The sequence below is a fragment of the Bacillus sp. MT(2024) genome (assembly GCF_036362845.1).
GTDB lineage: Bacteria > Bacillota > Bacilli > Bacillales > Bacillaceae > Bacillus > Bacillus velezensis.
The window spans coordinates 1,432,811-1,456,997 of record NZ_CP143632.1 but is presented as its reverse complement, the minus strand read 5'-3'; the positions used below and the strand labels follow the sequence as shown (position 1 = coordinate 1,456,997).

At 45.3% G+C, this 24,187-nt stretch carries 28 protein-coding genes; 9 read left to right on the top strand and 19 right to left on the bottom strand.

Annotated elements, in window-relative coordinates; genetic code table 11:
• Window positions 1–12: 12 nt before the first annotated feature.
• The 3 genes from VP472_RS07385 to glsA all read right to left on the bottom strand — a co-directional run bounded on the left by VP472_RS07385 (window position 13) and on the right by glsA (window position 2,748).
• On the bottom strand, window positions 13–1,224 hold the full coding sequence (locus VP472_RS07385; protein ID WP_070081777.1) for an FtsW/RodA/SpoVE family cell cycle protein: 1,212 nt from the start codon (window positions 1,222–1,224) through the stop codon (window positions 13–15).
• A 205-nt stretch (window positions 1,225–1,429) separates the two neighbouring features.
• Entirely contained in the window at window positions 1,430–1,711 is a 282-nt protein-coding gene (locus tag VP472_RS07380; RefSeq protein ID WP_003154494.1) for an Fpa/YlaN family protein, read from the bottom strand.
• A gap of 107 nt (window positions 1,712–1,818) precedes the next feature.
• Window positions 1,819–2,748, bottom strand: a complete 930-nt coding sequence (glsA, locus tag VP472_RS07375; RefSeq protein ID WP_003154495.1) for a glutaminase A — start codon at window positions 2,746–2,748, stop codon at window positions 1,819–1,821.
• A gap of 104 nt (window positions 2,749–2,852) precedes the next feature.
• Here glsA and VP472_RS07370 point away from each other — a divergent pair, with 104 nt between their 5' ends.
• Entirely contained in the window at window positions 2,853–3,329 is a 477-nt protein-coding gene (locus VP472_RS07370; RefSeq protein WP_146276710.1) for a peptidyl-prolyl cis-trans isomerase, read from the top strand.
• Here the strand turns inward: VP472_RS07370 and VP472_RS07365 are convergent.
• The gene (locus VP472_RS07365) at window positions 3,324–4,652 is read right to left on the bottom strand and encodes a PhoH family protein (RefSeq protein ID WP_146276708.1); all 1,329 of its coding nucleotides are present in this window, start codon (window positions 4,650–4,652) and stop codon (window positions 3,324–3,326) included. The two genes, VP472_RS07370 and VP472_RS07365, sit on opposite strands and share 6 nt — an antisense overlap.
• Before the next feature lie 154 nt (window positions 4,653–4,806).
• On the opposite strand from VP472_RS07365, the gene VP472_RS07360 reads away from it, so the two are divergent.
• Together VP472_RS07360 and VP472_RS07355 are read left to right on the top strand one after the other, a co-directional pair.
• Window positions 4,807–5,430 carry a YhcN/YlaJ family sporulation lipoprotein gene (locus tag VP472_RS07360; RefSeq protein ID WP_003154498.1) on the top strand — a complete coding sequence of 208 codons (624 nt, stop codon included), beginning with the start codon at window positions 4,807–4,809 and terminating at the stop codon, window positions 5,428–5,430.
• Window positions 5,431–5,531: 101 nt separating this feature from the next.
• On the top strand, window positions 5,532–5,741 hold the full coding sequence (locus VP472_RS07355; RefSeq protein WP_003154499.1) for a YlaI family protein: 210 nt from the start codon (window positions 5,532–5,534) through the stop codon (window positions 5,739–5,741).
• Window positions 5,742–5,782: 41 nt separating this feature from the next.
• On the opposite strand, the gene VP472_RS07350 is transcribed toward VP472_RS07355, so the two are convergent.
• Both VP472_RS07350 and typA read right to left on the bottom strand, forming a co-directional pair.
• Window positions 5,783–6,103: a YlaH-like family protein gene (locus VP472_RS07350; protein WP_014304952.1), complete on the bottom strand. Its 321-nt coding sequence runs from the start codon at window positions 6,101–6,103 to the stop codon at window positions 5,783–5,785.
• Between the two features lie 56 nt (window positions 6,104–6,159).
• Window positions 6,160–7,998, bottom strand: a complete 1,839-nt coding sequence (typA, locus tag VP472_RS07345) for a translational GTPase TypA (RefSeq protein ID WP_003154502.1) — start codon at window positions 7,996–7,998, stop codon at window positions 6,160–6,162.
• A gap of 111 nt (window positions 7,999–8,109) precedes the next feature.
• Here typA and VP472_RS07340 point away from each other — a divergent pair, with 111 nt between their 5' ends.
• The gene (locus VP472_RS07340; RefSeq protein WP_003154504.1) at window positions 8,110–8,298 is read left to right on the top strand and encodes a YlaF family protein; all 189 of its coding nucleotides are present in this window, start codon (window positions 8,110–8,112) and stop codon (window positions 8,296–8,298) included.
• A 310-nt stretch (window positions 8,299–8,608) separates the two neighbouring features.
• Complete coding sequence (locus tag VP472_RS07335) at window positions 8,609–9,226, top strand: hypothetical protein (protein WP_017417716.1); 618 nt, start codon at window positions 8,609–8,611, stop codon at window positions 9,224–9,226.
• Between the two features lie 37 nt (window positions 9,227–9,263).
• Here the strand turns inward: VP472_RS07335 and VP472_RS07330 are convergent, their stop codons facing one another.
• The 4 genes from VP472_RS07330 to VP472_RS07315 are packed head-to-tail and all read right to left on the bottom strand — an operon-like array spanning window position 9,264 to window position 12,272.
• Window positions 9,264–9,557 carry an anti-sigma factor family protein gene (locus VP472_RS07330; RefSeq protein WP_146276706.1) on the bottom strand — a complete coding sequence of 98 codons (294 nt, stop codon included), beginning with the start codon at window positions 9,555–9,557 and terminating at the stop codon, window positions 9,264–9,266.
• Entirely contained in the window at window positions 9,554–10,075 is a 522-nt protein-coding gene (locus VP472_RS07325) for a sigma-70 family RNA polymerase sigma factor (protein WP_024085267.1), read from the bottom strand. Before VP472_RS07325 ends, VP472_RS07330 begins: the two co-directional genes overlap by 4 nt.
• Complete coding sequence (locus tag VP472_RS07320; RefSeq protein ID WP_070081772.1) at window positions 10,076–10,345, bottom strand: hypothetical protein; 270 nt, start codon at window positions 10,343–10,345, stop codon at window positions 10,076–10,078.
• Window positions 10,335–12,272: a hypothetical protein gene (locus tag VP472_RS07315; RefSeq protein WP_146276704.1), complete on the bottom strand. Its 1,938-nt coding sequence runs from the start codon at window positions 12,270–12,272 to the stop codon at window positions 10,335–10,337. The genes VP472_RS07320 and VP472_RS07315 overlap by 11 nt, the downstream gene beginning before the upstream one ends.
• A 322-nt stretch (window positions 12,273–12,594) precedes the next feature.
• Here VP472_RS07315 and VP472_RS07310 point away from each other — a divergent pair, with 322 nt between their 5' ends.
• Window positions 12,595–14,160 carry a M4 family metallopeptidase gene (locus VP472_RS07310; RefSeq protein ID WP_069473399.1) on the top strand — a complete coding sequence of 522 codons (1,566 nt, stop codon included), beginning with the start codon at window positions 12,595–12,597 and terminating at the stop codon, window positions 14,158–14,160.
• 51 nt (window positions 14,161–14,211) lie between these two features.
• Here VP472_RS07310 and VP472_RS07305 read toward each other — a convergent pair whose 3' ends face one another.
• From VP472_RS07305 to VP472_RS07295, 3 genes are all read right to left on the bottom strand, one after another.
• Complete coding sequence (locus VP472_RS07305; RefSeq protein WP_003154511.1) at window positions 14,212–14,664, bottom strand: GNAT family N-acetyltransferase; 453 nt, start codon at window positions 14,662–14,664, stop codon at window positions 14,212–14,214.
• Window positions 14,651–15,448: an inositol-1-monophosphatase gene (gene suhB / locus VP472_RS07300; RefSeq protein ID WP_007409670.1), complete on the bottom strand. Its 798-nt coding sequence runs from the start codon at window positions 15,446–15,448 to the stop codon at window positions 14,651–14,653. The genes VP472_RS07305 and suhB overlap by 14 nt, the downstream gene beginning before the upstream one ends.
• Before the next feature lie 133 nt (window positions 15,449–15,581).
• Complete coding sequence (locus VP472_RS07295; RefSeq protein WP_003154513.1) at window positions 15,582–15,770, bottom strand: hypothetical protein; 189 nt, start codon at window positions 15,768–15,770, stop codon at window positions 15,582–15,584.
• Window positions 15,771–16,006: 236 nt separating this feature from the next.
• Between VP472_RS07295 and VP472_RS07290 the strand changes: the two genes are divergently transcribed.
• Window positions 16,007–16,639, top strand: a complete 633-nt coding sequence (locus tag VP472_RS07290; RefSeq protein WP_014470447.1) for a DUF1054 domain-containing protein — start codon at window positions 16,007–16,009, stop codon at window positions 16,637–16,639.
• A 35-nt stretch (window positions 16,640–16,674) separates the two neighbouring features.
• On the opposite strand, the gene VP472_RS07285 is transcribed toward VP472_RS07290, so the two are convergent.
• Window positions 16,675–16,941 carry a UPF0223 family protein gene (locus tag VP472_RS07285; RefSeq protein ID WP_007409667.1) on the bottom strand — a complete coding sequence of 89 codons (267 nt, stop codon included), beginning with the start codon at window positions 16,939–16,941 and terminating at the stop codon, window positions 16,675–16,677.
• A gap of 179 nt (window positions 16,942–17,120) precedes the next feature.
• Between VP472_RS07285 and VP472_RS07280 the strand changes: the two genes are divergently transcribed.
• Window positions 17,121–18,593 carry an aminotransferase class I/II-fold pyridoxal phosphate-dependent enzyme gene (locus tag VP472_RS07280; RefSeq protein ID WP_128574609.1) on the top strand — a complete coding sequence of 491 codons (1,473 nt, stop codon included), beginning with the start codon at window positions 17,121–17,123 and terminating at the stop codon, window positions 18,591–18,593.
• Between the two features lie 48 nt (window positions 18,594–18,641).
• Here the strand turns inward: VP472_RS07280 and VP472_RS07275 are convergent, their stop codons facing one another.
• Both VP472_RS07275 and VP472_RS07270 read right to left on the bottom strand, forming a co-directional pair.
• Entirely contained in the window at window positions 18,642–18,761 is a 120-nt protein-coding gene (locus tag VP472_RS07275; protein WP_003154518.1) for a GapA-binding peptide SR1P, read from the bottom strand.
• Between the two features lie 113 nt (window positions 18,762–18,874).
• On the bottom strand, window positions 18,875–19,666 hold the full coding sequence (locus VP472_RS07270) for a polysaccharide deacetylase family protein (protein WP_071391881.1): 792 nt from the start codon (window positions 19,664–19,666) through the stop codon (window positions 18,875–18,877).
• Between the two features lie 248 nt (window positions 19,667–19,914).
• Between VP472_RS07270 and VP472_RS07265 the strand changes: the two genes are divergently transcribed.
• Window positions 19,915–20,289: a hypothetical protein gene (locus tag VP472_RS07265; RefSeq protein WP_014304946.1), complete on the top strand. Its 375-nt coding sequence runs from the start codon at window positions 19,915–19,917 to the stop codon at window positions 20,287–20,289.
• 47 nt (window positions 20,290–20,336) lie between these two features.
• Here VP472_RS07265 and lpdA read toward each other — a convergent pair whose 3' ends face one another.
• The 3 genes from lpdA to pdhB form a co-directional block, all read right to left on the bottom strand.
• Window positions 20,337–21,749 carry a dihydrolipoyl dehydrogenase gene (lpdA, locus tag VP472_RS07260; RefSeq protein ID WP_033574600.1) on the bottom strand — a complete coding sequence of 471 codons (1,413 nt, stop codon included), beginning with the start codon at window positions 21,747–21,749 and terminating at the stop codon, window positions 20,337–20,339.
• Between the two features lie 4 nt (window positions 21,750–21,753).
• On the bottom strand, window positions 21,754–23,082 hold the full coding sequence (gene pdhC / locus VP472_RS07255) for a pyruvate dehydrogenase complex dihydrolipoyllysine-residue acetyltransferase (protein ID WP_003154526.1): 1,329 nt from the start codon (window positions 23,080–23,082) through the stop codon (window positions 21,754–21,756).
• A gap of 124 nt (window positions 23,083–23,206) precedes the next feature.
• Window positions 23,207–24,184: a pyruvate dehydrogenase complex E1 component subunit beta gene (gene pdhB / locus VP472_RS07250; RefSeq protein WP_003154528.1), complete on the bottom strand. Its 978-nt coding sequence runs from the start codon at window positions 24,182–24,184 to the stop codon at window positions 23,207–23,209.
• Window positions 24,185–24,187: the final 3 nt, after the last annotated feature.

Here is a 24,187-nt window from a genome sequence, read left to right as displayed (position 1 = left end):
TACACTTGTTTTTTAGAGATACACAGATTTTTCCGTCTGCCGTCTTTTTACCCCCTTAGACGGAACGGGCTCCCTCTTTTTCTTCTTTTCTGAGTACTTGACATGCATGCTGACATTCACCAATATACCGGCGCTCGTTAATAACAAAAACATTGATGATCCCCCGTAGCTGATAAACGGCAGCGGAACACCTGTGATCGGAATTAAACCGCTGACACCGCCGAGATTGATAAAGGTCTGAATCGCAATCATGCTGGATATCCCGATTGCCAAAAGGCTTCCGAACGGATCTTCACATTTTCTCGCAATATAAAAACCTTTTAACACCACAAAAGCCAGCAGCACAATGACAAACAGGACGCCGAAAATGCCGAGCTCCTCTGAAATAACCGCCATAATAAAGTCTGTATGTGATTCAGGCAGATAACCGTATTTTTGAATGCTTTCTCCAAGACCGAGACCGAAAAAACCGCCTGAGCCGATCGCATAATACGAATTTATAATCTGCAGACCTGATGTGCTGGCGTATTTAAATGGATTTTCAAGGCTTTCAAACCGGCTCATACGCCCGGGTGTCAAAATATCGTCCCATTTCAGATAGATGATCGGGCTGACAAGGAGTAATACGATTCCCGCCATGAGAACCAGCCTGAGCAGGGTCCTTCCGCTGAATCCCGAACACATAATGACGCAAAACGCAATCAGACCGATAATCATCGCCGTTCCGAAGTCGGGCTGAATAGCGATAAGCGCACAAATGACTACGGTGACGATCACCGGCGGCGCAACCCCCGTCAAAAGCTGATCGATGTAGCTTTGTTTCTTTGCGTACACCGCGGCAAGATACAGTATCAGGGACAGCTTGACAAATTCCCCCGGCTGAATGGCCATTCCGCCGATTTTAAACCAGCTTTGCGCATTTCCGGCAACATGTCCGAAAACAAACAGCGCGCAAAGCGCAGCCACTGACGCAAGCAGTATGATTTTCTGAATCTTTTGATGGGCGAACACTTTGTACGGAAAAACGGCGGCGATAATAAACAGCACAAACCCCGCGATGACGGCGAACAGCTGCCGTTTAAAGAAATAGTCGCTGCTCACGCCGTAACGCATAACGGCGGTAATCATGCTTGAGCTGTATACCATTACCAACCCGAAACTGCACAGCAGAATGATAGCGCATATCAATGAATAATCGTAAGATTTTAACATTCTTTTAAACATAACATCCTCTTTCCTGCTTAAAGCTTACGTTTAATACCTATTGCGTATTATATTTTACTATAATTCATAAACAATTTACGCAGTTTCTTTATAGTTTTTCGGATGAAATGCAGATTAAGAGACCGTCTTACGAAAAGAAGATGCAAAAAAAACGGTTTACGGTTATAAAAAAACCCAAACCGTTGAATAGTTTGAGTTTGATCATTTATTTTCCTGTAAACGCGTCATGCAAAGCAGACAGTTCTCTTTCAAGTCTGTCCAGCAGCTCTTTGCCGTCGTTTTCGTCAACTAATCCCAGGCGGACAGCAAAATCGATTTCCCTCGACAGTCCGAACATCTGAGTATCCAAGACCTCTTCATACAGAGGACATTGAGGCATCGTTAAGTTATCCATTTGTACTCGGATCAGCTTCAAAATCTTCTCAGCATCTAACTTCAACAGCTCGAATGCTTTCTGCTGATGGTCAACTATAATCTCTGAAGCCAAAAGTATCCCTCCGTTCCCCAGGCGAGTACCTAATTCTTCTATTTATCATAAAGGGTATCAGATGAAATTGCAAGAGGATTTAAGCAGATGTTATGATAAAAAATGTTTCAAAAAATACTCAGCCTGTATTTCTCAGACATGATTTCCAAAAGCTTCACACCCGCGATGCTGTTGCCTTTTTCATCAAGCGCCGGGCCGAATATACCGATTCCGAAGTTGTACGGCGAAATGCCCATGATTCCTCCCGAAACGCCGCTTTTAGCGGGAATGCCGACCTTTATTGCGAATTCCCCGCTCGCATTGTACATGCCGCATGTCACCATAAACGTCTTGCAGATTCTCGCCACATCTTTTTTAATGACCTGCTCCCCGGTTTCCGGATGCTTCCCGTCAAGGGCGAATACACAGCCGATTTTGGCTAAATCCAGACTGCTCATCTTAATCGCGCACTGTTTTGTATACAAATCCATGACCTCTTCAACATCGCCTTTAAAAATGTCATACTGCTTCATGTAATAACACATGGCCCGATTAATCATGGAAGATTTGAATTCCGATTCCGCGACATGTCTGCAATATGTAATGTCCTGATTGTTCGCAAGTCTTCTGATGAATCCGAGCAGGTAATCCAGGCGGTCTTTCGGCGAATGCCCTTTAATTAAACCCGTAACGATGAGAGCTCCCGCATTAATCATCGGATTTAAAGGCTTGCCCGGATTCACTGTTTCAAGCTTAATCATGGAATTAAACGGGTCGCCGGTCGGCTCCTGACCCACGCAGCTGAACACCTTTTCCTTTCCGTAATCCATCAGTACGAGCGCCAGAGAAAGCACTTTCGAAATGCTCTGCAGCGTAAATGTCCGGTCGGCGTCTCCTGCCGTCAGACATGTATTTTCCGCATGATAAATCGTGACCGAAAGGCTGTCTTGTTCAGATTCAGCCAGAGCCGGAATATAGTCTGCCACTTTGCCTTCTTCAGTCCTTTTTTTCGCTTCCTGAACTAATGCGTCCAGCTCTTGGTAATGCCGGCATACCATGTCGATCATCCTCACTTCGCTGCCGTTGTATACATCTAAGTTTGCGACGCAAAGTGACAATTCATGCGAAAACTTTTATACTTTAAGTAAAGGGGGGCTTCAACATGAGCGTTATTCAAGTAAAAGGCAATGTTACATACCCGATTACAATTGATCCGAGTGTCTGGATTTTCGATGACCGCAAGTTTCCGTTTGAAAACAATCAGCCCGTTCATCCGGACGGCTCTGCAGAAACCCAGGAGCATACGCTTGATCCGGAACGGGTGATCAGAGAAGGGCGCATTTCGCCGCCGACTTTAAAAAGCGAAAAACGTTATGAAAAAGAAAGACTGATGAACGGCAGCTTCGCCATGAAGCTCGGCGCTGTTTTAGCAAATGCCGAGCCGAAAAAAAGCGCTGTCCTGTGCGCATTTATTTCAAAATCAGAAAGAACCGAAGTGCCGCTCGAAAAGGCGATGGACGCAATCGCGCATTTCAGCGATGCGGGAAAACCGCTTCAAGACGGCGGTCCGGTCCATTTTTACGTGGACGGAGACTTTGAAAAACCGATAACGGGCGTCACAGAAATCGAAGTTTTATAACAAATCGGCGGCAAGCTGTGCAAGGCCGGATCTCTCACCTTTCACAAGCTTCACGCTGCCGGAGACGGTTTGTCCTTTAAACCGCTCTACAACATAAGCAAGTCCGTTGTTTAAACTGTCTAAGTATGGGTGATCTATTTGCTCCGGATCGCCCATCAGGACAATTTTGCTTCCCTCTCCCACCCTTGTCAAAAGCGTTTTGACCTCGTGCCTCGTCAGATTCTGAGCCTCATCAATAATAATAAACTGATCCGGAATGCTTCTTCCCCGAATGTATGTCAGCGCCTCCACCTGAATCGATCCGATTCCTGCCAAAATCGCTTCAAGTTCACCCGGCTTTTTCGCATTGAATAAAAATTCAAGATTATCAAAGATCGGCTGCATCCACGGCTTGAGCTTTTCCTCTTTTTCGCCCGGCAAATATCCGATATCCTTTCCCACCGGGACGATGGGACGCGCGACGATCAGCTTTTTATAAATACCGAGATCCTCCGTCTGCAGAAGCCCTGCCGCGAGAGCAAGCAAGGTTTTTCCCGTTCCCGCTTTTCCGATCAGGGTGACAAGCGGGATATCTTCCCTCAGCAGAAGTTCGAGCGCCATTGTCTGCTGGACGTTCTTCGGCCTGATACCCCATACGTGCTCATCATCGAAAACGAGTCTTTTTACGGTCTCTCCTTTCTTATCCGCCATGCCGACCGCAGACGAAGATCCTCCTAATTCATCTTTCATCAGCACAAATTGATTCGGATAAACCTGATGCTGCTGAAGCTCCTTGACTGAAATTTGTTTGTTTTTATAAAACGAGGCAAACCGCTCTTTATTCATAAATATATCTTTGTACCCGCTATATATTTCATCATGGTCAACGACTCTGTCGTTTAAAAAATCCTCCGCCAAAAGCCCGATGGCATCCGCCTTTACCCTGACAAGCACATCTTTGCTGACCAGGATGACGAGGCGGCCGTTTTCTTTCGTTTCCTCCTCAAGGCTTAAATTTTTTGCCACCGCCAAAATGCGGTTATCATTCGTTTTTTCGATAAAAATTTCTTGGAGCTGATGAAATGACCGGTGGTTCAGTTCAATTCTGAGCGTTCCTCCGCTTTCAAGCGGAACTTTCTCGTGCAGCCTACCTTTCTCCCTGAGCCCGTCTATCAGCTTAGATACGTGCCTCGCATTTCTCCCGACCTCGTCCATATACCGCTTTTTTGAATCGACCTCTTCCAGCACGACGGCGGGGATGACAACTTCGTTTTCTTCAAAGGAAAAAATGGCGTTAGGATCCTGCAAAAGTACATTCGTATCTAACACATAAATTTTACTCAAGTCTCAGCCTCCTGAAATAAGGATCAAAGCCCATCGTGTGCTTCTCTTTCCGCGAAAAACGGGGATGCCTGCTAAAATATATGATTTGGTGAATAAAGATAGAAGGTTAATTCAACAATAAAATAAATGAAAGCATTCAAGGAGGGAATCTGACGTGCGAATTCTTTTCATTATCATACAAGCCTTGTTTATCCTGACCGGCTGCACTGCTGTACAGGACGGCCGCGGCCGCAATATCCAGAACGAATCAACCGATCAGCGTGATGCAAAACCGATTCATGTGAAAAATACGGCTCCTGAGACAGCTGAAAATCCCGGCCGGACAGACATCGCTAAGCATCTCGTCGAAGTAACCGAAAAAATCCCCGGCATTTCAGATGCCACCGCGGTTGTACTCGGAAGATACTCCGTTGTCGGAATCGATGTGGATGACAATTTAGAAAGAAGCAAAGTGGAGAGCATTAAATACACCGTTGCCCAGGCGTTAAAAAACGATCCTTACGGCGCCAATGCCGTTGTCGTGGCTGATCCTGATACGGTTTCCCGTCTGAGAGGCATGGGCAGCGACATTAAAGCCGGCCGCCCCGTTTCAGGCATTTTGGACGAACTTGCCGCCATCGTCGGTCGTGTCATGCCGGAAGTCCCGAATGATGTGACCGACAATGAAAAAGAATCACCGACTCAATCGAATGATGATCAGCTGAACCAAAGAGACCAGAACAAGCTGCAGAACGAACAGAACGATCAATCGGATCATCATATGAAAAACCGCCAGTAAAAAGCAGCGCCCGCTCCAAAAGAAGGGCGCTGCTTTCTTTCCCTTTGGCAGGAGGGGCATCCATGATATAATGCTTGTCATAGTGAAAGAGGTGAAAATCAATGAGAGTAAAATGTTCCATTTGCGACAAAATTGAACAAATTGATGATGAAACACTGACAGCCAAACGCCTCCGCAATCGTCCGATTCATACATATATGTGCCGGGAATGCCATGACCGAATCAAAATCAAAACGGAGGCGCGGCTGAATACCGGACACTTTTCCTTTCATCCTGGACAAAAAGCGAAAAAAGATAAACTGAAAAAATAAACCGAATAAAAAATGACCCGCCGGAAGGCAAGGTCATTTTTTTATTGCGGTTTAGCTGACTGGCTTTTTTTGGACTGGTGCAGACGGATTTTGTAAATGATCAAAATCAAGGCGGCAACAACAAGCCCTTCTCCGACCGGCAAAAACACACCGAAAAAAGTCAGCACGGTGCAGCCGAGCACGAGAAAGAGATAAACTGCCGCAGCCTTCAAAACCGGCAGCCGTTTGGCAAAGCCGAGTTTAAATACAATCACCGAAAGCACGACGATCGTTCCGTATAACAGCCACATTCCCGCCAGCGGATGCTCATCCACTTGGTAAAGAGCCGCAAAGAACGACAGCCGTTCACTTACTTCATTCAAAAAGATCCCCCTCCCCTTTTCCGTTCGGGTTCTACCTTTTCAAATTCTGCAAGTGATTAAGACATTCCTGCTGTTTTTTTCTTTTTCGCCGCTTTTTCACGTTCGTTTTTATTCAGGATTTTCTTTCTTAAACGGATGGATTCCGGCGTTACTTCGCAGTATTCATCCTCGTTTAAGTACTCGAGTGATTCTTCAAGCGACATAATGCGCGCTTTCTTAATCGTAGTCGTTTGATCCTTCGTAGCGGAACGTACGTTTGTCTGCTGTTTCATTTTGCTGACATTGACAACAAGGTCATTGTCACGGTTATGTTCGCCGACAATCATGCCTTCATACACTTCTGTTCCGGGCTCAACGAAGATGACGCCGCGGTCTTCAATACCTTGAATTCCGTAAGATGTCGCTTTTCCGTTTTCCATGGAAACGAGCACACCCTGACGTCGGCCTCCGACTTGGCCTTTTTGCATCGGCTGATAGCTGTCAAACGTGTGGTTCAGGATACCGAAACCGCGTGTCAGTGACAGAAACTCAGTAGAATAGCCGATGAGTCCGCGTGAAGGTACGGTAAAGATCAGGCGGACCTGGCCGTTTCCGTTATTAATCATATCAAGCATTTCGCCTTTTCTCGCACCCATTGATTCCATAACAGAACCAGTATGCTCTTCAGGCACGTCAATCTGCACGCGCTCAACAGGCTCGCAGCTGACGCCGTCAATTTCCTTAATGATAACTTCAGGTTTAGACACTTGAAGCTCATAGCCTTCACGGCGCATGTTTTCAATTAAAATGGACAGGTGAAGCTCACCGCGTCCTGAAACAACCCATGCGTCTGGTGATGCAGTCGGTTCGACACGAAGACTGACGTCAGTTTGAAGCTGCGCATTCAGACGCTCTTCAATTTTGCGGGCTGTGACATATTTGCCTTCACGGCCTGCAAACGGGCTGTTGTTTACGACAAATGTCATTTGAAGCGTAGGCTCATCAATGCGCAGAACCGGCAGCGGCTCATGGTGGTCAGCCGGACAAACCGTTTCACCGACGTTGATGTCTTCCATGCCCGAAACGGCAACAAGGTCTCCCGCTCTCGCTTCTTCAATTTCCACGCGTTTCAATCCTTGGAAACCGAAGATTTTCGTTACGCGGAATGATTTAACCGTTCCGTCAAGTTTCATCAATGAAACCTGCTGACCCACTTTCATCGTGCCGCGGAAAACGCGTCCGATACCGATACGGCCGACATAATCATTGTAATCAAGCAGCGCCACTTGGAATTGAAGAGGCTCTTCGGCGTTATCTACCGGGGCAGGGACATGTTCAAGAATCGTTTCATACAGTGATTCCATGTTTTCGTCCTGCTTTTTCGGATCCAGACTTGCCGTTCCGTTAATCGCAGAAGCGTAGACGACAGGGAACTCAAGCTGTTCTTCGTTTGCGTCAAGCTCGATGAACAAATCAAGCACTTCATCAATGACTTCTTCCGGGCGGGCGAAATCACGGTCGATTTTGTTTACGACGACAACCGGATTTAAGTTCTGCTCAAGGGCTTTTTTCAGTACGAAACGGGTTTGCGGCATGCAGCCTTCATATGCGTCAACGACTAACAGAACGCCGTCAACCATTTTCATAATCCGTTCTACCTCTCCGCCGAAGTCGGCGTGTCCCGGAGTGTCCAAAATATTAATGCGTGTATCTTTATAGTTAATCGCAGTATTTTTCGCAAGAATTGTAATACCGCGTTCACGTTCAAGATCGTTTGAATCCATTGCGCGTTCGGCAATATTTTCGTTGGCACGGAATGTTCCGGCTTGGTGAAGCAATTGGTCTACCAAAGTCGTTTTCCCATGGTCAACGTGGGCAATAATCGCGATGTTGCGAAGATCGTTTCGAAGTTTCACATTTTCATCTCCTAAAAAAATTAGATAACTTTCATATTATACCACACATCCTCTTTAAAAGCGTTACGTTTTTCTGTAAACTGAAAGTATGACGTTAAAGGGGATGGAAATATGAAAAAATTGAATTGGCTCTTATTATTATTTGCATTCGCAGCAGTCTTCAGCATGATGCTGATCGGCGTATCAATCGCTGAGAAAAGCGCATGGGGCATCATCGGAAGCATTGTTCTCGTTATCGCCATGATGGGAAGCGGTTTTACCGTAAAGAAAAAAATGCGCGAACAGGGACTGCTTGATTAAAAGCATGACCCTTTGCAAAATTCCGTAAACATGGAAAGACAATATCTTATGAAGCCTGAATCAAAGATTCAGGCTTTTTTATATCCTCAAAACAGGCTCCAGATGTAAGGCTTATCTCCCCCGCCGCCTAGTCAGGAAGCCGGAAATGACGGCCCCCATTCTAGTTATATCAGCAGATTCCCTCAGAAAATGCAGTCTGAAATAGTCCGGCATCGTTATGCAGAAAATACCATACCTCCTATATCAATTCCATCATTGTCTTTTTATACTTGTGGCTGTAAGCAAATACACATGACAAGGAGAGAATGAAATGAAAACATCTTTTTTGAAGAAAACCGCTGTAACTGCCGCCGCAACCGCCTCAGCCGCCTTGCTTGCATTCAGTCCGCTTGATTCTGCCGGCGCAAAAACGATCCAGGCAAATGAACCACATGCCCTGCAGGCTTCCGGAGAGAAAACACCGGAAGACGCGGCAAAACTCATTGACATCATCAGCCAATCCATTTACGAAAAAGACGGCGTCTATTATTTTGACGGTGAAAAAGCGGTTGAATTGGGATTAGATAAAGAAACCGCACAGACCATTCAAAAGCTGTGGGACAGTTCAACCGAATTTTTAACCGTTCTTTCTCAATGTATTGAGAAAACGGACGGCGAATATACATTTAATAAAGAAAAAGCGGTGGAGCTCGGATTTACGGAAAAAGAGGCCCTTATCGTTGATCAGCTGTTCACCGCTTTTTCCCAAAGTCTTCATATCCTTCAATCTGCGCTGATTGAAGAAGACGGTGTGTATACGTTTGATCAGGACCTTGCTGAAAAAGCAGGAGCAGGAAAAAAAGAAGCAAAGCTGTGTGCCGGATTCTTTAATTCACTGCCGCAGGAATTGCTTGAAGGCATTTATACAGCCTTTCATCCGGCTGAGTAAACGGATAAAACGCCCGGTCATTCAGCCGGGCGTTTTTTTAAATCAGCAGTTTAAGGATCAGCATGATAAAGAAAACAGCGCCGAACAAACCGGCTGCTTTTATCAGCAGCTTCCCGTAATACCGTTCCTTAAACCGCCTTTCTTCTTCTGCATAACAGGGGGGCGCCTTCATCTCAGGGATGCCGAGGTCAAGCGGCGCCTTCATCATATGATATAAACTCCCGCACTTACCGCATGATTCAAGATGGCGGGAAATAAACCGCTCCGTTTCTGTTTCACAATCGCCTTCAATATATAAAGGGAGTAAATCTCTCACTAAACAGCAAGTCATATCTGTCCGTCCTTCCTTTTTTCCGCCAAGTGCTGTTTCAGCTGCATTCTCGCCCTGTACAGGGTGCTCTTCACCTTCGAAAGACTCCAGTCCAAAACATCAGCAATCTCTTCGTAAGACAGCTCTTGAAATTCCCTCAAAATTAAAACGGTCTGCTGATCGCTTTTCAGACGCTGAATCTGCCCGGTCAGCGCATTCTGAGTGTCTGTCCGGGCGACGTAATTCTCCGGCAGTTCATATGTTGTTTGCTGAAGCCCTTCATTCAGAGTGATATCTGAAAATTGATATTTTCTATCACGTCTGTACCAATTGATGAAGGTATGATGGGCAATTGCATAGAGCCACGTTCTGATAGACGAGTGGCCCTTAAATGAATCAAGCCCGTTAAATGCTTTCATAAATGTATCCTGAGCGAGGTCTTTAGCGGTTTCAGCATGTTGTGTGCGTCTGTAAAGGTAATACATAATATCTTGATAATGTTCACGATACAGCTGTTCAATTGACATCTTGTTTTTCATTTAAAAGTAAAACCACACTGTCATCCAGATTGAGAGCACAATGAAGAATCCGTACAATCCATACGTCAGGCATTTCATGTATTTAATCTGGCGGATATCGCCGGACGGCGCACTCAAGCCATGTTCATTCTGCCGTTTTCTGTTTTCCGCCTCTGCTCCGAATAAATGCTCATGTTCTTTCATCCACTGGAGCGTGCCGCCTTCAAGTTCTCCTTCTTTATAAAGGTCGTATAAATCGAAGAAGACAGCCTTTTTTTCTTTATTGTTCATAAAGGTTCACCGCCTCGTAAGTATCCGCGTTCACTACATATACGTCATGACGGTTTGAACCGAACGGCTGAATAATGACGAGCCATGCGTTATATGTTACGCCGGCTTTCACCGCTATGACAGGCTTCACCCGCTTTTTGTAAATGATGCCGTTATATGCCCCCGCCACTCTTTTGAAGGCTGTTTCCCCGTCTCTGTATGTATGCGGGAATGTTTTGGCGCTTACCTGTCCGTAGAATGAGACCTCTTTCATGCCTTCTTCATTCCGGAGCGTAACGAATGTGCCTTCAGAGTTTTCAAAAACGAGAGTGCCTTCCGATTTGTCAATTTGTCTAAGTTTTGAAGTATCCGCGCCCAGCAGCAATGAAAAGAGCTTCTTCTGAAGTTCTGTTTTTGTTAAAACGGTGCTGTCAGGTGAGACTCTGATTTTCATAAGACGTCCGGATGCTGCATCAAATATCAGCTCCGTTCCGTTAGTCGCAGTTACGGTCAAACTGCTGCCGATCAGGCTGTTTATAGCTGTATTTGTAATTTCAAATGTCTGATCAGGCATTTGCAGCGTACGAAAGGCGGCTTTTGTTGCTTTCACTATGTCTTTTTCCTTCATATGCACCTGCGGCAGGGACTCAAACTGATAAATAGACGGATCTTCTGAAAAACCCATAATGGTGTCTTTTTCCCAGTAAAATACTGTGCCTGAATCTTCGTGTTTCGTCCCTTGTCTTTTCGGCGCAATCTCCACGATAAACTGTCCGTCTTCTTTTTTCACTGTTGTCTGAATGCCTTGTGTTTTTATTTTTCGGCCGTGCGCCGACAAGAAATCCAGCGACTTTTTCCGGTATTCCTCTTCTGTAAAAGTGCGGCCTTCCGGTTTTTTAAGATATTGATAATTTGTAATCAATCGGGAAACCTCGTCCACTTCCGCTTCATAATCTTCCGTTTTAAAACGGTAAAAGTAATGGAGGTCCTGATTGGTCTCTGTTAAATAAATCGGATTCTCAGCCGGAAAAAATGACGTAAGGATCCGTTCCGCTTGGTCTGAAGTGATATGTTCACCCACATTATCAACAGAATCTTCAGCTATCGGCTTTGAAACCGCAAAAGCTGCATCGCCCGCATTGTATACCGGGTTCAAAAAGACAATAAAACCAGCGGCCGTTGCCGCCGCAAGAAAGCTTTTCGTCCGCTGTCTGATCCTGTCTGACCGATGAAATAAATGATGGGTCATCAGAAAACCGACCATCGTTAAATACACCGTAAATGGGAGAAGTCTGCCGTAATCTTTTGTTACACCTGCCGAGGGCGCAGCGAGCACCCACACCAACAGCCCGATGACCCCGGCATAAAACACACCGATAAAAACGGGTCTCGGTTTCCAATACATTTTAAAGAATAAAACATTCATAGAAATCAGAAGTAGTAAAACAACCGTAATAAAACATAGCATCGAAACTATATCCTCCCCCGCCATCGCATCGGGACTGTTATTCCAGAAAGTGAAAAAACTGAAGATCAGCTGAATGACGGGCAGTGTCACCACAGTGAGATCAAAGGTATAAAATATGCCCTTTCCCCTCTGCTTCTGCGGCATGAGCATATAGTGAAACGCGGTGAGCAGCACATACCCATACATTAAGAGATGAACGATCGGAAGAAGCTCTCTTTCTTCCGATATCAAATAGTTCGCGCTAAAGCGAGTACTCTGCACCTGATGAACCAATTCAACTGTTATGCCCGCCAATAATACGGCCCTGAGCAGAATTCCTGAATAAAACCAAACTCTCTCACGGCTGATTTTCGGATGAAAAGTCAGCGCGTATAAAACAGCAAGGCAGACGGCTGACCACTGAATGATCAACACGCTTTGTCTGCTTAAAATGAAATATCTGTCGAAATGCTGAATAAAATGACTGAAAATCTCTGACATCTGAAACAATCCTTTTCGTTTATTAAGGCCTCACCTGTTTAGACAAACGGCTATAAAAAAAGTTTTACAGATCGGAACATTTTTCCTCTATCATTTTTCCCGACTTCATTTGTCATTTTTTTCAGAATAAATCGCATCATTCGACTCATGTCTGATTCAACACGTGTCTCTCGGCTTATCCCCTGACGCTGCCCGCCGGAAGCCTTTACGGGACGATTCTATCAATTCATCAGCGGAGTCTAGTTTTATATTGCAGAATGAGAGAATGCTGGTTTATTATAACAATATAAGTTTTCATTATTTTCAAAAAGGGGGATTTATTGTGGGTTTAGGTAAGAAATTGTCTGTTGCTGTCGCCGCTTCCTTTATGAGTTTAACCATCAGTCTTCCGGGTGTTCAGGCCGCTGAGAATCCTCAGCTTAAAGAAAACCTGACGAACTTTGTGCCGAAGCATTCTTTGGTGCAATCTGAATTGCCTTCAGTCAGTGACAAAGCAATCAAGCAATACTTGAAACAAAACGGCAAAGTCTTCAAAGGCAACCCTTCTGAGAGACTGAAGCTGATTGACCACACGACCGATGATCTCGGCTACAAGCACTTCCGTTATGTGCCTGTCGTTAACGGTGTGCCTGTGAAGGACTCGCAAGTCATTATTCACGTCGATAAATCCAACAATGTCTATGCGATTAACGGTGAATTAAACAACGATGCTTCTGCCAAAACGGCAAACAGCAAAAAATTATCTGCAAATCAGGCGCTGGATCATGCTTTTAAAGCAATCGGCAAATCACCTGAAGCCGTCTCTAACGGCAACGTTGCAAACAAAAACAAAGCCGAGCTGAAAGCAGCGGCCACAAAAGACGGTAAATACCGCCTCGCCTATGATGTAACCATCCGCTACATCGAACCGGAACCAGCTAACTGGGAAGTAACCGTTGATGCGGAAACAGGGAAAGTCCTGAAAAAGCAAAACAAAGTGGAGCATGCCGCTGCAACCGGAACAGGTACGACTCTTAAAGGAAAAACGGTCTCATTAAATATTTCTTCTGAAAACGGCAAATATGTAATGCGCGATCTTTCGAAGCCTACCGGAACACAAATTATTACGTACGATCTGCAAAACCGACAATATAACCTGCCGGGCACGCTCGTATCAAGCACTACAAACCAGTTCACAACTTCTTCTCAGCGCGCTGCGGTTGATGCGCATTACAATCTCGGCAAAGTGTATGATTATTTCTATCAGACGTTTAAACGCAATAGCTACGACAATAGAGGCGGCAAAATCGTATCTTCTGTTCATTACGGCAGCAAATACAATAACGCGGCCTGGATCGGCGACCAAATGATTTACGGAGACGGTGACGGTTCATTCTTCTCCCCTCTTTCCGGTTCAATGGACGTCACGGCTCATGAAATGACACACGGCGTTACACAGGAAACAGCCAACCTGAACTATGAAAATCAGCCGGGCGCTTTAAACGAATCCTTCTCTGATGTATTCGGGTACTTCACCGATACTGAGGACTGGGATATCGGTGAGGATATTACGGTCAGCCAGCCGGCTCTCCGCAGCTTATCCAATCCGACAAAATACGGACAGCCCGACCATTACAAAAATTATCAAAACCTTCCGAACACTGATGCCGGCGACTACGGCGGCGTGCATACAAACAGCGGAATTCCGAACAAAGCCGCTTACAACACGATTACAAAAATCGGCGTGAAAAAAGCGGAGCAGATTTACTATCGCGCACTGACGGTATATCTCACTCCGTCATCAAGCTTTAAAGATGCAAAAGCAGCTTTGATTCAATCAGCGCGGGACCTTTACGGCTCTCAAGACGCTGCAAGCGTAGAAGCGGCCTGGAATGCGGTCGGCTTGTAAACAAGAAAAGAGACCGGAGAAATCCGGTCTCTTTTTTATATCTGAAACATTTCACAATGGCTTCACCATGATCATATATGTCTTTTCCCGATCGTCTTTTTCAAGCTTAAGCTGTTCAAAGCCGCATTGACTTAAAAACAAAACCCATTCCTGCCTGTCCAGGGGAACGGCTGAAAACATCGCTTTATGCTCTCCTCTCAGCCGGCCCGCAATCTCTTCAATGACCGCGCGTCCGATTCCTTTCTCTTTTGCCTCCGGAGCGACGGCCACGGTTCCGAGCCACGGTTTTCCGTTTGAAGGGGCCCATTCCAAATGAAAACTGACGGCGGCAGGAGCGCCGTCAATCTCCCATACGAGCCACGTTCCATTGTACATGGAGTATGCAAGCATAAACTCCGCCGCATTTTTTGTTCCGAACTCTTCGTTTTTCCACACCGGGTGCGATGCCGCCAGCTGCTCCAGAAACCCGAGATCTTCTTCTTCAAAATCTCTACCTGTCAGCATGTAAATAGTCGTCAAAGATAATTTTATGTATAGCCGGATTGCCCGCAAGCACGCTGTGGTTGTCTAAAAACGTGAACGGTTCGCCGTCTGTGGTCGTGTAAATGCCCCCGACTTCGTTCAGCAGCACGCAGCCGGCAGCGTAATCCCACGGCGCGAGCCTCATCGTAATGTATGCGTCAATGCGGCCGGCCGCAACACTGGCCAGCTCAAGTGCCGCCGAACCGTAGGAACGCGTTCCTCTGACCCGTTTTACGAGCGGCGCCAAAATACTCGGGTCAATCCTTCTGTTTTCCGTCACCCATGTGGCATTGATTGCAATAATGGCTTCTTCAATGGAAGCTTCTTTTAAAGGAGCAAGCGGCGTATCGTTCAGATAAGCCCCTTTTCCGCTGAATGCGTGATACAGTTCGTCCTGCATCACATCATAAATTAAGCCGATTTTGCCTTTTCCGTCTTCAAAGATGCCGATGGAGATCGCGAAATGCCGCTTTTGATGGACAAAATTCATCGTCCCGTCAATCGGATCAATGATCCAGACGATTCCGTCAAGGGAGCGGAGTTTATCCCCCTGCCCTTCTTCTCCGAGAATCCGGTGTCCGGGAAAAGTTCCTTGTATACGGTCAATGAAAAAGCGCTCCGTCTCTTTATCAATATTTGTGACTAAATCATTCGGATTTGATTTTGTTTCAATCGTCAAGCTTTCCTGCATGGATTGTCTGATTCTCGTTCCGGCTTCTTTTACCCATTGTTTTGCGATATCATCAATTTCCGTCCAATTTGTCATACCGTGTACCTCTTTTCTATGTATAGCTTATTCTATAGCATACTGATAAAGGCGATGAAAAAGCAAGGAAAATGAAAAAAATGCCTTCTCACGTAAAAACGAACCATTTCCTGCGGTTCGTTTTTACTATTCTTTATCCGTTAAGCCGAATCCATTCTTTTCTGAGACGTTCCAGTTTTCTTTTGCTGAGATCGATTTGATCTTCATTCTCTTTTTGCATGGCCTCATACAGGGTTGCCAATTCATAATCAACCTCTAGTCTCCAGACAGCTACACGGTTATTTTTTTCCTCCCTGAATCCTTCCTTCACCACTTGCCTCATTGTCTTTCGCCCCTTCCAGAGATCATTTGTTAAAAAAGCATCCCATTTTTCCAATTTATTAATGATACTTCTTATATCGTATGGAAACTTATATTCGGCTGTAACAACATTCTTAAAATTGTGTGTTTACCTATTCGTTTTTTACCACCAATCCTCTCGTCTCAAACGTTCTCAATGTTTTTGCGGCCGGCGGCGGCTGTGGTAAAATATGAATACTTACGATAAGGAGGAAAAAGATGACTCAGATGCGTTTTACAAAAGAAGACTTCGATACATTTACAATAGAAGGTTTAGATCCGCGCATGGAGGTGTTAAAAGAACAAGTCCGTCCGAAGCTGACCTTGTTAGGAGAGCATTTCGCACCGACATTGTCAGCATTGACAGGAGATGAAATGTTCCCGCATGTCGCCAAGCACGCGAGAAGATCTGTCAACCCGCCGGCTGACAGCTGGGTTGCCTTTGCCAACAGCAAACGCGGCTATAAGAAACTCCCTCACTTTCAGATCGGTTTATGGGACACCCATATGTTTGTATGGTTTGCCATCATTTATGAATCTCCGATAAAAGAGGAATACGGCAGATTGCTGGAAGCGAAGCAGGAGGAAATCACAAAACAGATTCCCGGTCATTTTGTATGGTCGCCGGATCATACGAAGCCAGGTGCGTACAAGCAGTCCGACATGGATCAGGAGCAGCTGAAAACATTATTTGAACGCCTGCAGACAGTGAAAAAAGCAGAGCTTTTATGCGGCATTCAGCTGCAAAAAGAAGACGTGATCAACATGAACAACAATGAATTCCTGCAAACCATTGAAGATGCTTTTAGGAAGCTTTCCTTCTTATACACACTGACTCAGAAAGTCTCATAACATAAAAAGCGGGCCGATTGCCGGCTCGCTTTTGTCTACATTTTGATAATCGCTTGATCTGATTGTTTCGCCTGTTTCACAGTCCGATACGGGGAATAGGTGCTGTCAGCTTCAAATTGGCTGCAGATTTTCTTTTCTTCCGCTTTCCCGGGAACGATTTCTTTAAAGCGGCGGTACGCATTCAGAAGTCTGTCTCGGTCAGCTCCTTTTTCATAGGCGTTTTCCACCTGCTGAAAAAAAGCAATGACGTCCACGGCCTCCTCTGTCGTCCAGTCCTCATTCATCGGATATTGATATTCCAAATGTCTTCACTCCTTTATCATCATGCTCAAAATAAGCATCTTCCATAGATCATAAATTGTTCTTTACTTTCTTTCAAGTTCATAATATAATTCATTTGTTTTACGTTTAAAAAACGGGTAATAAAACTGAATGTAATACAAACTAATCCGTAGGTATTATGATAAAGGTGGGAAAACAATTGCCGCAACATGAAACACCCCTGTACAGCGGACTGAAAAAGCACGCGGACAGACAGCCTGTCCAATTCCACATTCCGGGCCATAAAAAAGGCGCGGGAATGGACCCGGAATTCAGACAATTTATCGGAGAAAACGCGTTAAGCATAGATTTAATTAATATCGAACCTCTGGATGATTTACATGCGCCAAAGGGCATCATTAAAGAAGCCCAGGATCTGGCCGCGGAAGCATTCGGCGCAGACCATACCTTCTTTTCCGTACAAGGGACGAGCGGCGCCATTATGACGATGGTCATGGCCGTATGCGGACCCGGAGATAAAATCATCATCCCGAGAAACGTTCATAAATCCATTATGTCGGCCATTGTATTTTCCGGAGCGGTGCCGATTTTTATACACCCGGAAATTGACGCTGAGCTCGGAATTTCTCACGGCATTACGCTTGAGTCCGCCGAGCGGGCTTTGACGGAGCACCCTGACGCAAAAGGCCTGCTTGTCATCAATCCGACATACTTCGGTGTGGCAGCTGACTTGAGCAGCATTGTAAAGCTCGCGCATTCTTTCGATGTGCCTGTTCTTGTCGATGAAGCGCACGGCGTGCATATTCATTTTCATGATAAGCTTCCTCTGTCCGCCATGCAGGCGGGCGCTGATATGGCAGCCACAAGCGTGCACAAATTGGGAGGCTCCCTGACGCAGAGCTCCATTTTAAATGTGAGAGAAGGCCTTGTTTCCAAAGAAAGAGTACAGTCGATTTTAAGCATGCTGACGACAACGTCAACATCCTATCTGCTTCTCGCTTCACTGGATGTCGCAAGAAAACGCCTCGCTACAGAAGGCCGCGATCTTCTTGAAGAAACGATTCTGCTGGCGGATCAGACACGGGAACGCCTCAATCAAATTGAAGGCATCCGCTGTGTCGGCGAAGAAATCACTGGGTCAAAAGCTGCCTTCAGTTATGATCCGACTAAATTAATCATTTCGGTCAAAAACCTCGGCCTGACGGGTCATGACGTTGAAAAATGGCTCCGCGAATCATTTAATATCGAAGTCGAGCTGTCCGATTTGTATAATATTTTATGTATTTTCACCCCCGGAGACAGAGCAGGAGATGCCGACCGTCTTGTAAGCGCGCTTACAGACATTTCAAAGCAGGCTTCTGCAAATGACTATGCTCATCAGCAAGCGGAAGTTCTGCTTCCTGAGATTCCTCTGTTAGCGATGACGCCAAGAGACGCTTTTTACGCAAATACGGAAGTCATTCCGTTAACAGAATCCGCGGGACGGATCATTGCAGAGTTTGTCATGGTGTACCCGCCGGGAATTCCGATCTTTATTCCGGGTGAGATCATTACTGAAGAAAATATCAGCTACATTTTTAAAAACTTGGACGCCGGCCTTCCTGTGCAGGGTCCCGAAGATGCAACGCTTGAAATGATCAGAGTCATCAAAGAGCAAAAAGCCATCCAATAAACATAAAGAAGCCCGAAACGAAATCGTTTCGGGCCTTTTTTACGCTTTTTACTCTTCTTCAAGATGACACTGGCATTGTCCGCAGCATGTTCCGTATAACGTCGTGACCTTCTCATCCTCAAAGTAATGAATCGCTTCGTTACAGTCTTGGCAAACAATTGTACCCATCTGTCATTCCCCATTTCTCAGAATTTGAAAACGCTTAATTTTTACTTGTTGTTATTATATTATTATGTCACATTTAATATGTCAACCGATAAATTGTATAACACATTTATTTTTTACGGTCTTTTTATAGCTCGAGGGTCAATCACGGTATATCCTTTATGACGCAATCCTTTTACAATGTCCGGCATGGCTTCAGCCGTCCATTTCCGGTCATGCATCAATATGTTGGCGCCGTCCCGCAGGTAAGGACTGCTCAGGGTGATATCGGTAAGCGCTTTTTTTGATTGATATTTCTGATCCCAATCATACCCGAAGGTCCAGTTCATTTTCACCATTCCTTCTTTTTTTATAAGTCTGTCACTGTAGTCCGTATTGCTTCCGAAAGGCGCCCTGAAAAATGCGGGTTTCTCTCCTATTACCTTTTCAACCGCTTTATTGACGCCAATGATTTCTTCCCGTTGTTTTTGTTCGGAAAGATCTTTTAAGTTTTGATGAGTCATTGTATGATTTCCGATCATAAAGCCTAACTCATGAATATGCTTAAGCGCTTTCTTATTTTCATCTTTTTTCAAAAAATGTCCGTTTACAAAAAAGATCGCTGACGCATTGAGATCATGCAGTTTGTCCGCAATCTCAGCGGCATGCTGATCAGGCGCGTCATCGATCGTTACCAATGCGATCGGTTTTTTTTCTTTCTGTTCATCCATTTTTTCCACAGAAAAGGTTTTCGGATTGATATAGTAACGGGGCTCCGCCTTCTGTTTTTTCTCTTTTGTATGATGGTTTTCCCGTTTGGCATGATTGGCCGCGGCTTGAGAATAGGGTTTGTTTGTTTGCATCTTTTCATTTGATTGGCAGCCGGCGAGTAAGCACATACATATGACGGCTGCAGCGGCTTTATACATGACAATCCCTCCTGATATGGTTTTGCCCCCAGTATAACGAAAAAACAGCGCTCTCACGAAAAACAATGTGCCTTTTTTACACATCGGCTGTACAAGTTGTCACACGTATTATTTCTTCATTAAAAACGGTTTCAATTATATAACAATTCAGTAACAAGCCTTAGGTTTTTCACCTCTCGTGATACACTTAATATAGTCCTTATAAATGGATGAACCAATATATTATATAAAACAGAGGAGTAAGATAGATGCGCTACCGTACGGTGATTCCCTTTTTTTTGATGCTGTTCGTTCTGTCAAGCTGTTCGGTTTCTACTGTCATTCCATTCAAAAATAACCGGATCGACAGCATTCATCACACTCAAATCTTGTTTTTTTCCGATGAAAATCATATAGATAAAGAAGTTCCTTATTACGATGCGATTCTTGATTTAGAAAAGAAATATCCCCATCATGTCGATCAAATGAAGGTTTATGACAACAGAAAGGGATGGGAAGAGGAAATCAACACGTTCCCTGCGCTGATGGTGATCAATCATCGGCATGTGGTCATGAAGATTGAGGGATCCGTAAAGAAAAAAGAGGATATCATCAAACCTATGCAGCATGTGCTTGCACAATAAAAACAGCCTCCGCTTTTACAAACGGGGGCTGTTTCTTTGTTACATCATTATTTTACGATGTGGATCGGGCTTCCGATTGCTACTTCGGCAGCTTCCATAGTGATTTCGCCCAATGTCGGGTGAGCGTGAATTGTCATCGCGATATCTTCAGCAGTCATTCCGCCTTCGATCGCCAGGCTCAATTCAGAAATCATGTCAGAAGCGCTTGCGCCGGCAATTTGCGCACCGATTACAAGACCGTCTTCTTTACGGGTGATCAGCTTCATGAAGCCGTCAGTTTCGTTAAGAGACAGCGCACGTCCGTTTGCTGCAAACGGGAACTTAGCTGCAACGACTTCAATGCCTTCTTCTTTCGCCTGTGCTTCAGTGTAACCGACAGAAGCCAGTTCAGGCTCAGAGAATACAACCGCCGGAATACCGAGGTAATCGATTTCAGCCGGCTCTCCTGAAATAGCTTCCGCAGCGATTTTACCTTCGTAAGACGCTTTGTGAGCCAATGGAGGTCCGTCAATGATGTCACCGATTGCGTAAATGTTCGGTACGTTTGTGCGGCACTGCTTGTCTGTTTTAATGACACCGCGGTCAGTCATTTCGATACCGACTTGCTCAAGGCCGAGCTCATCAGTGTTCGGACGGCGTCCGACAGTGATTAATACGTAATCAGCATCAACCGTTTTTTCTTCGCCTTTTACTTCGAATGTAACTGTTACGCCGTCAGGTCTTTCCTCAACGCCTTTAGCCATGGCGCTTGTATGGATTTCAACGTTGCCTTTTTTCTTCAGTCTGCGGGTAACGAGGGAACTCATTTGTTTTTCGAAGCCAGGAAGAATTTCATCTCCGCCTTCTAAAATAACCAATTCAGTTCCGAAGTTCGCATACGCTGTTCCAAGCTCAGTACCGATATATCCGCCGCCGATAACAACGAGCTTTTTCGGAATTTCTTTAAGCGCAAGTGCGCCTGTAGAGTTCAGAACGCGTTCGCTATATTTGAAGTTTGGCAATTCGATAGGGCGAGAACCGGTAGCAATGATTGCGTTTTTAAATGTGTATGTTTGCGCAGAGTTCTCATCCATTACGCGGACAGAGTTGCTGTCTACGAAATAAGCTTCCCCTTTTACAACGTCCACTTTATTTCCTTTTAAAAGGCCTGCAACACCGCCGGTAAGCTTATTTACAACAGAAGCTTTCCATTCTTGGACTTTTGTAAAGTCAACCGTTACGTTCTCAGCAGTGATTCCCATGTCATCTGAATGTTTTGCATTCTCGTAACGATGGCCTGCATTGATGAGCGCTTTTGAAGGAATACAGCCGACGTTCAGACAAACGCCTCCAAGAGTTGCTTTTTCAACGACTGTTACTTTTTGTCCAAGCTGAGCAGCGCGGATGGCAGCTACATAGCCGCCTGGTCCCGCACCAATCACAAGAGTATCTGTTTCAATAGGGAAATCTCCTACTACCATAACATTACGCCTCCATTAAAATAAGTTGTGGATCGTTCAGTAAACGCTTGATGTGGTTTAACGCATTTTGTGCAGTTGCTCCGTCAATCATACGGTGGTCAAAGCTGAGAGAAAGAGCTAAGACAGGAGCAGCTACAATTTCACCGTCACGGACGATCGCTTTTTCAGCAATACGGCCGATACCGAGAATCGCAACCTCTGGGTGGTTGATAACCGGTGTGAACCATTGGCCTCCGGCAGAACCGATATTTGTGATCGTGCAAGAAGCGCCTTTCATTTCCGCAGGTGCAAGCTTGCCTTCACGCGCTTTTGTAGCAAGGCTGTTGATTTCATCAGAGATTTCGAAAACGGCTTTACGGTCGGCATTTTTCACTACCGGCACAAGCAGGCCTTTTTCGGTATCCGCTGCAATTCCGATGTTGAAGTAATGTTTTTGGATCACTTCATCTGTTTTATCATCAATCGATGTGTTTAAAACAGGGAATTTTTTCAAAGCGGATGTTAATGCTTTGACGACGTAAGGCAGATAAGTCAGCTTGATGCCTTGATCAGCAGCAACTTGTTTGAACTGTTTGCGGTGAGCAACAAGATTTGTTACGTCAACTTCATCCATAAGAGTTACGTGCGGTGCAGTATGCTTAGAGTTCACCATTGCTTTCGCGATCGCTTTACGGATACCGCTCATTTTTTCGCGTGTTTCAGGGAATTCGCCTTCAGGAGCCTGAGCCGCTGCAGGTTTAGCTGTTTCCTGAGGTGCAGCTGTTTCTTGCGGTGCCGCTTCTTGAGCCGCTCCTCCATTTGCAAAGCTGTCGATATCTTCTTTTACAACACGTCCGTTATTGCCTGAACCTGTTACTTTACGGATATCCACGCCTTTTTCACGGGCATATTTGCGTACGGAAGGCATCGCGATCACGCGTTTGTTCGGATCAGCTTCCGCTTGGTCCTGCTGTCCTGCGCCGGTTTCTTTTGCAGGCTCTTTAGGAGTCTCTTCTTTAGAGATATCCTGCCCTGCTTCAGCAGACGACTGAACTTGAGCCTCAGTTTTCGCCTCTCCTGAATCATGGCTTCCTTTAAATTGAAGATCTTCGTAACCAGGTGCGTCAAACGTAATAATCGTTTGTCCAACAGTTGCAACTGTTCCCTCTTCAACTTTTAATTCTAATACTTTTCCTTTAACAGGTGAAGGAATTTCTACCACTGCTTTATCATTTTGCACTTCAGCCAGAACATCGTCTTCTTCTACCTCGTCGTTCGGCTTAACAAACCATTTTACGATTTCGCCTTCGTGGATACCTTCCCCGATATCCGGAAGTTTAAATTCAAATGCCACAGTTTTCGACCTCCTAGTTGATTAAGCAAATTTTAGTTATGCATACGCAAGCATTGAACCTAGTAAACAGACTCCTTCATCATAAGAGAAAAGGACTCTCTTTACCGTCTTTTATGATGCCTGATTAAAATTCAAGAACTTTTTTCGCAGTTTCAAGAACGTCTTTATGGTTTGGAAGCCATACGCTCTCAGCAAGCGAGAAAGGAAATACTGTATCAGGCGCCGCAACACGCAGAACCGGAGCTTCCAGGCTCAGAATCGCGCGGTCATTGATTTCAGCTACAACGTTGGCAGCGATACCGGCTTGTTTTTGAGCTTCCTGCACGACAATTGCGCGGCCTGTTTTTTCAACAGAAGCAATAATCGTATCAATATCAAGCGGACTTACAGTGCGAAGGTCGATAACTTCAGCAGAAACGCCTTCTTTTTCAAGCTCTTCAGCAGCCTTAAGCGACTCATGAACCATCGCGCCGTATGTGATGATAGAAAGGTCAGTACCTTCGCGTTTCACATCAGCTTTGCCAAGCTCGATTGTGTATTCCTCTTCAGGAACTTCCTGACGGAAAGAACGGTAAAGTTTCATATGCTCTAAGAAAACAACCGGATCATTGTCTCTGATAGAGGCAATCAGCAGTCCTTTTGCATCGTAAGGAGTGGAAGGGATAACAACTTTAATACCCGGCTGCTGAGCGATAAGGCCTTCCAAACTGTCAGCGTGAAGTTCAGGTGTATGAACCCCTCCGCCGAATGGAGAACGGATTGTCACCGGAGAAGTCCAGCGTCCGCCGGAACGGTAGCGGAGACGAGCCATTTGTCCTGAGATTGAATCCATTACTTCATATACGAATCCGAAGAATTGGATTTCCATAACAGGACGGTAATCTTGCAGGCCTAAACCGAGAGCGAGACCTCCGATACCGGATTCAGCAAGCGGCGTGTCAAATACGCGGTCCTCACCGAATTCTTTTTGAAGGCCTTCAGTTGCACGGAATACGCCTCCGGCAACGCCTACATCTTCCCCGAAAAGCAGAACGTTTTCATTGTTTTTCAGTTCTGTGCGTAACGCATCAGTGATCGCTTGAATCATTGTCATTTGCGCCATGGC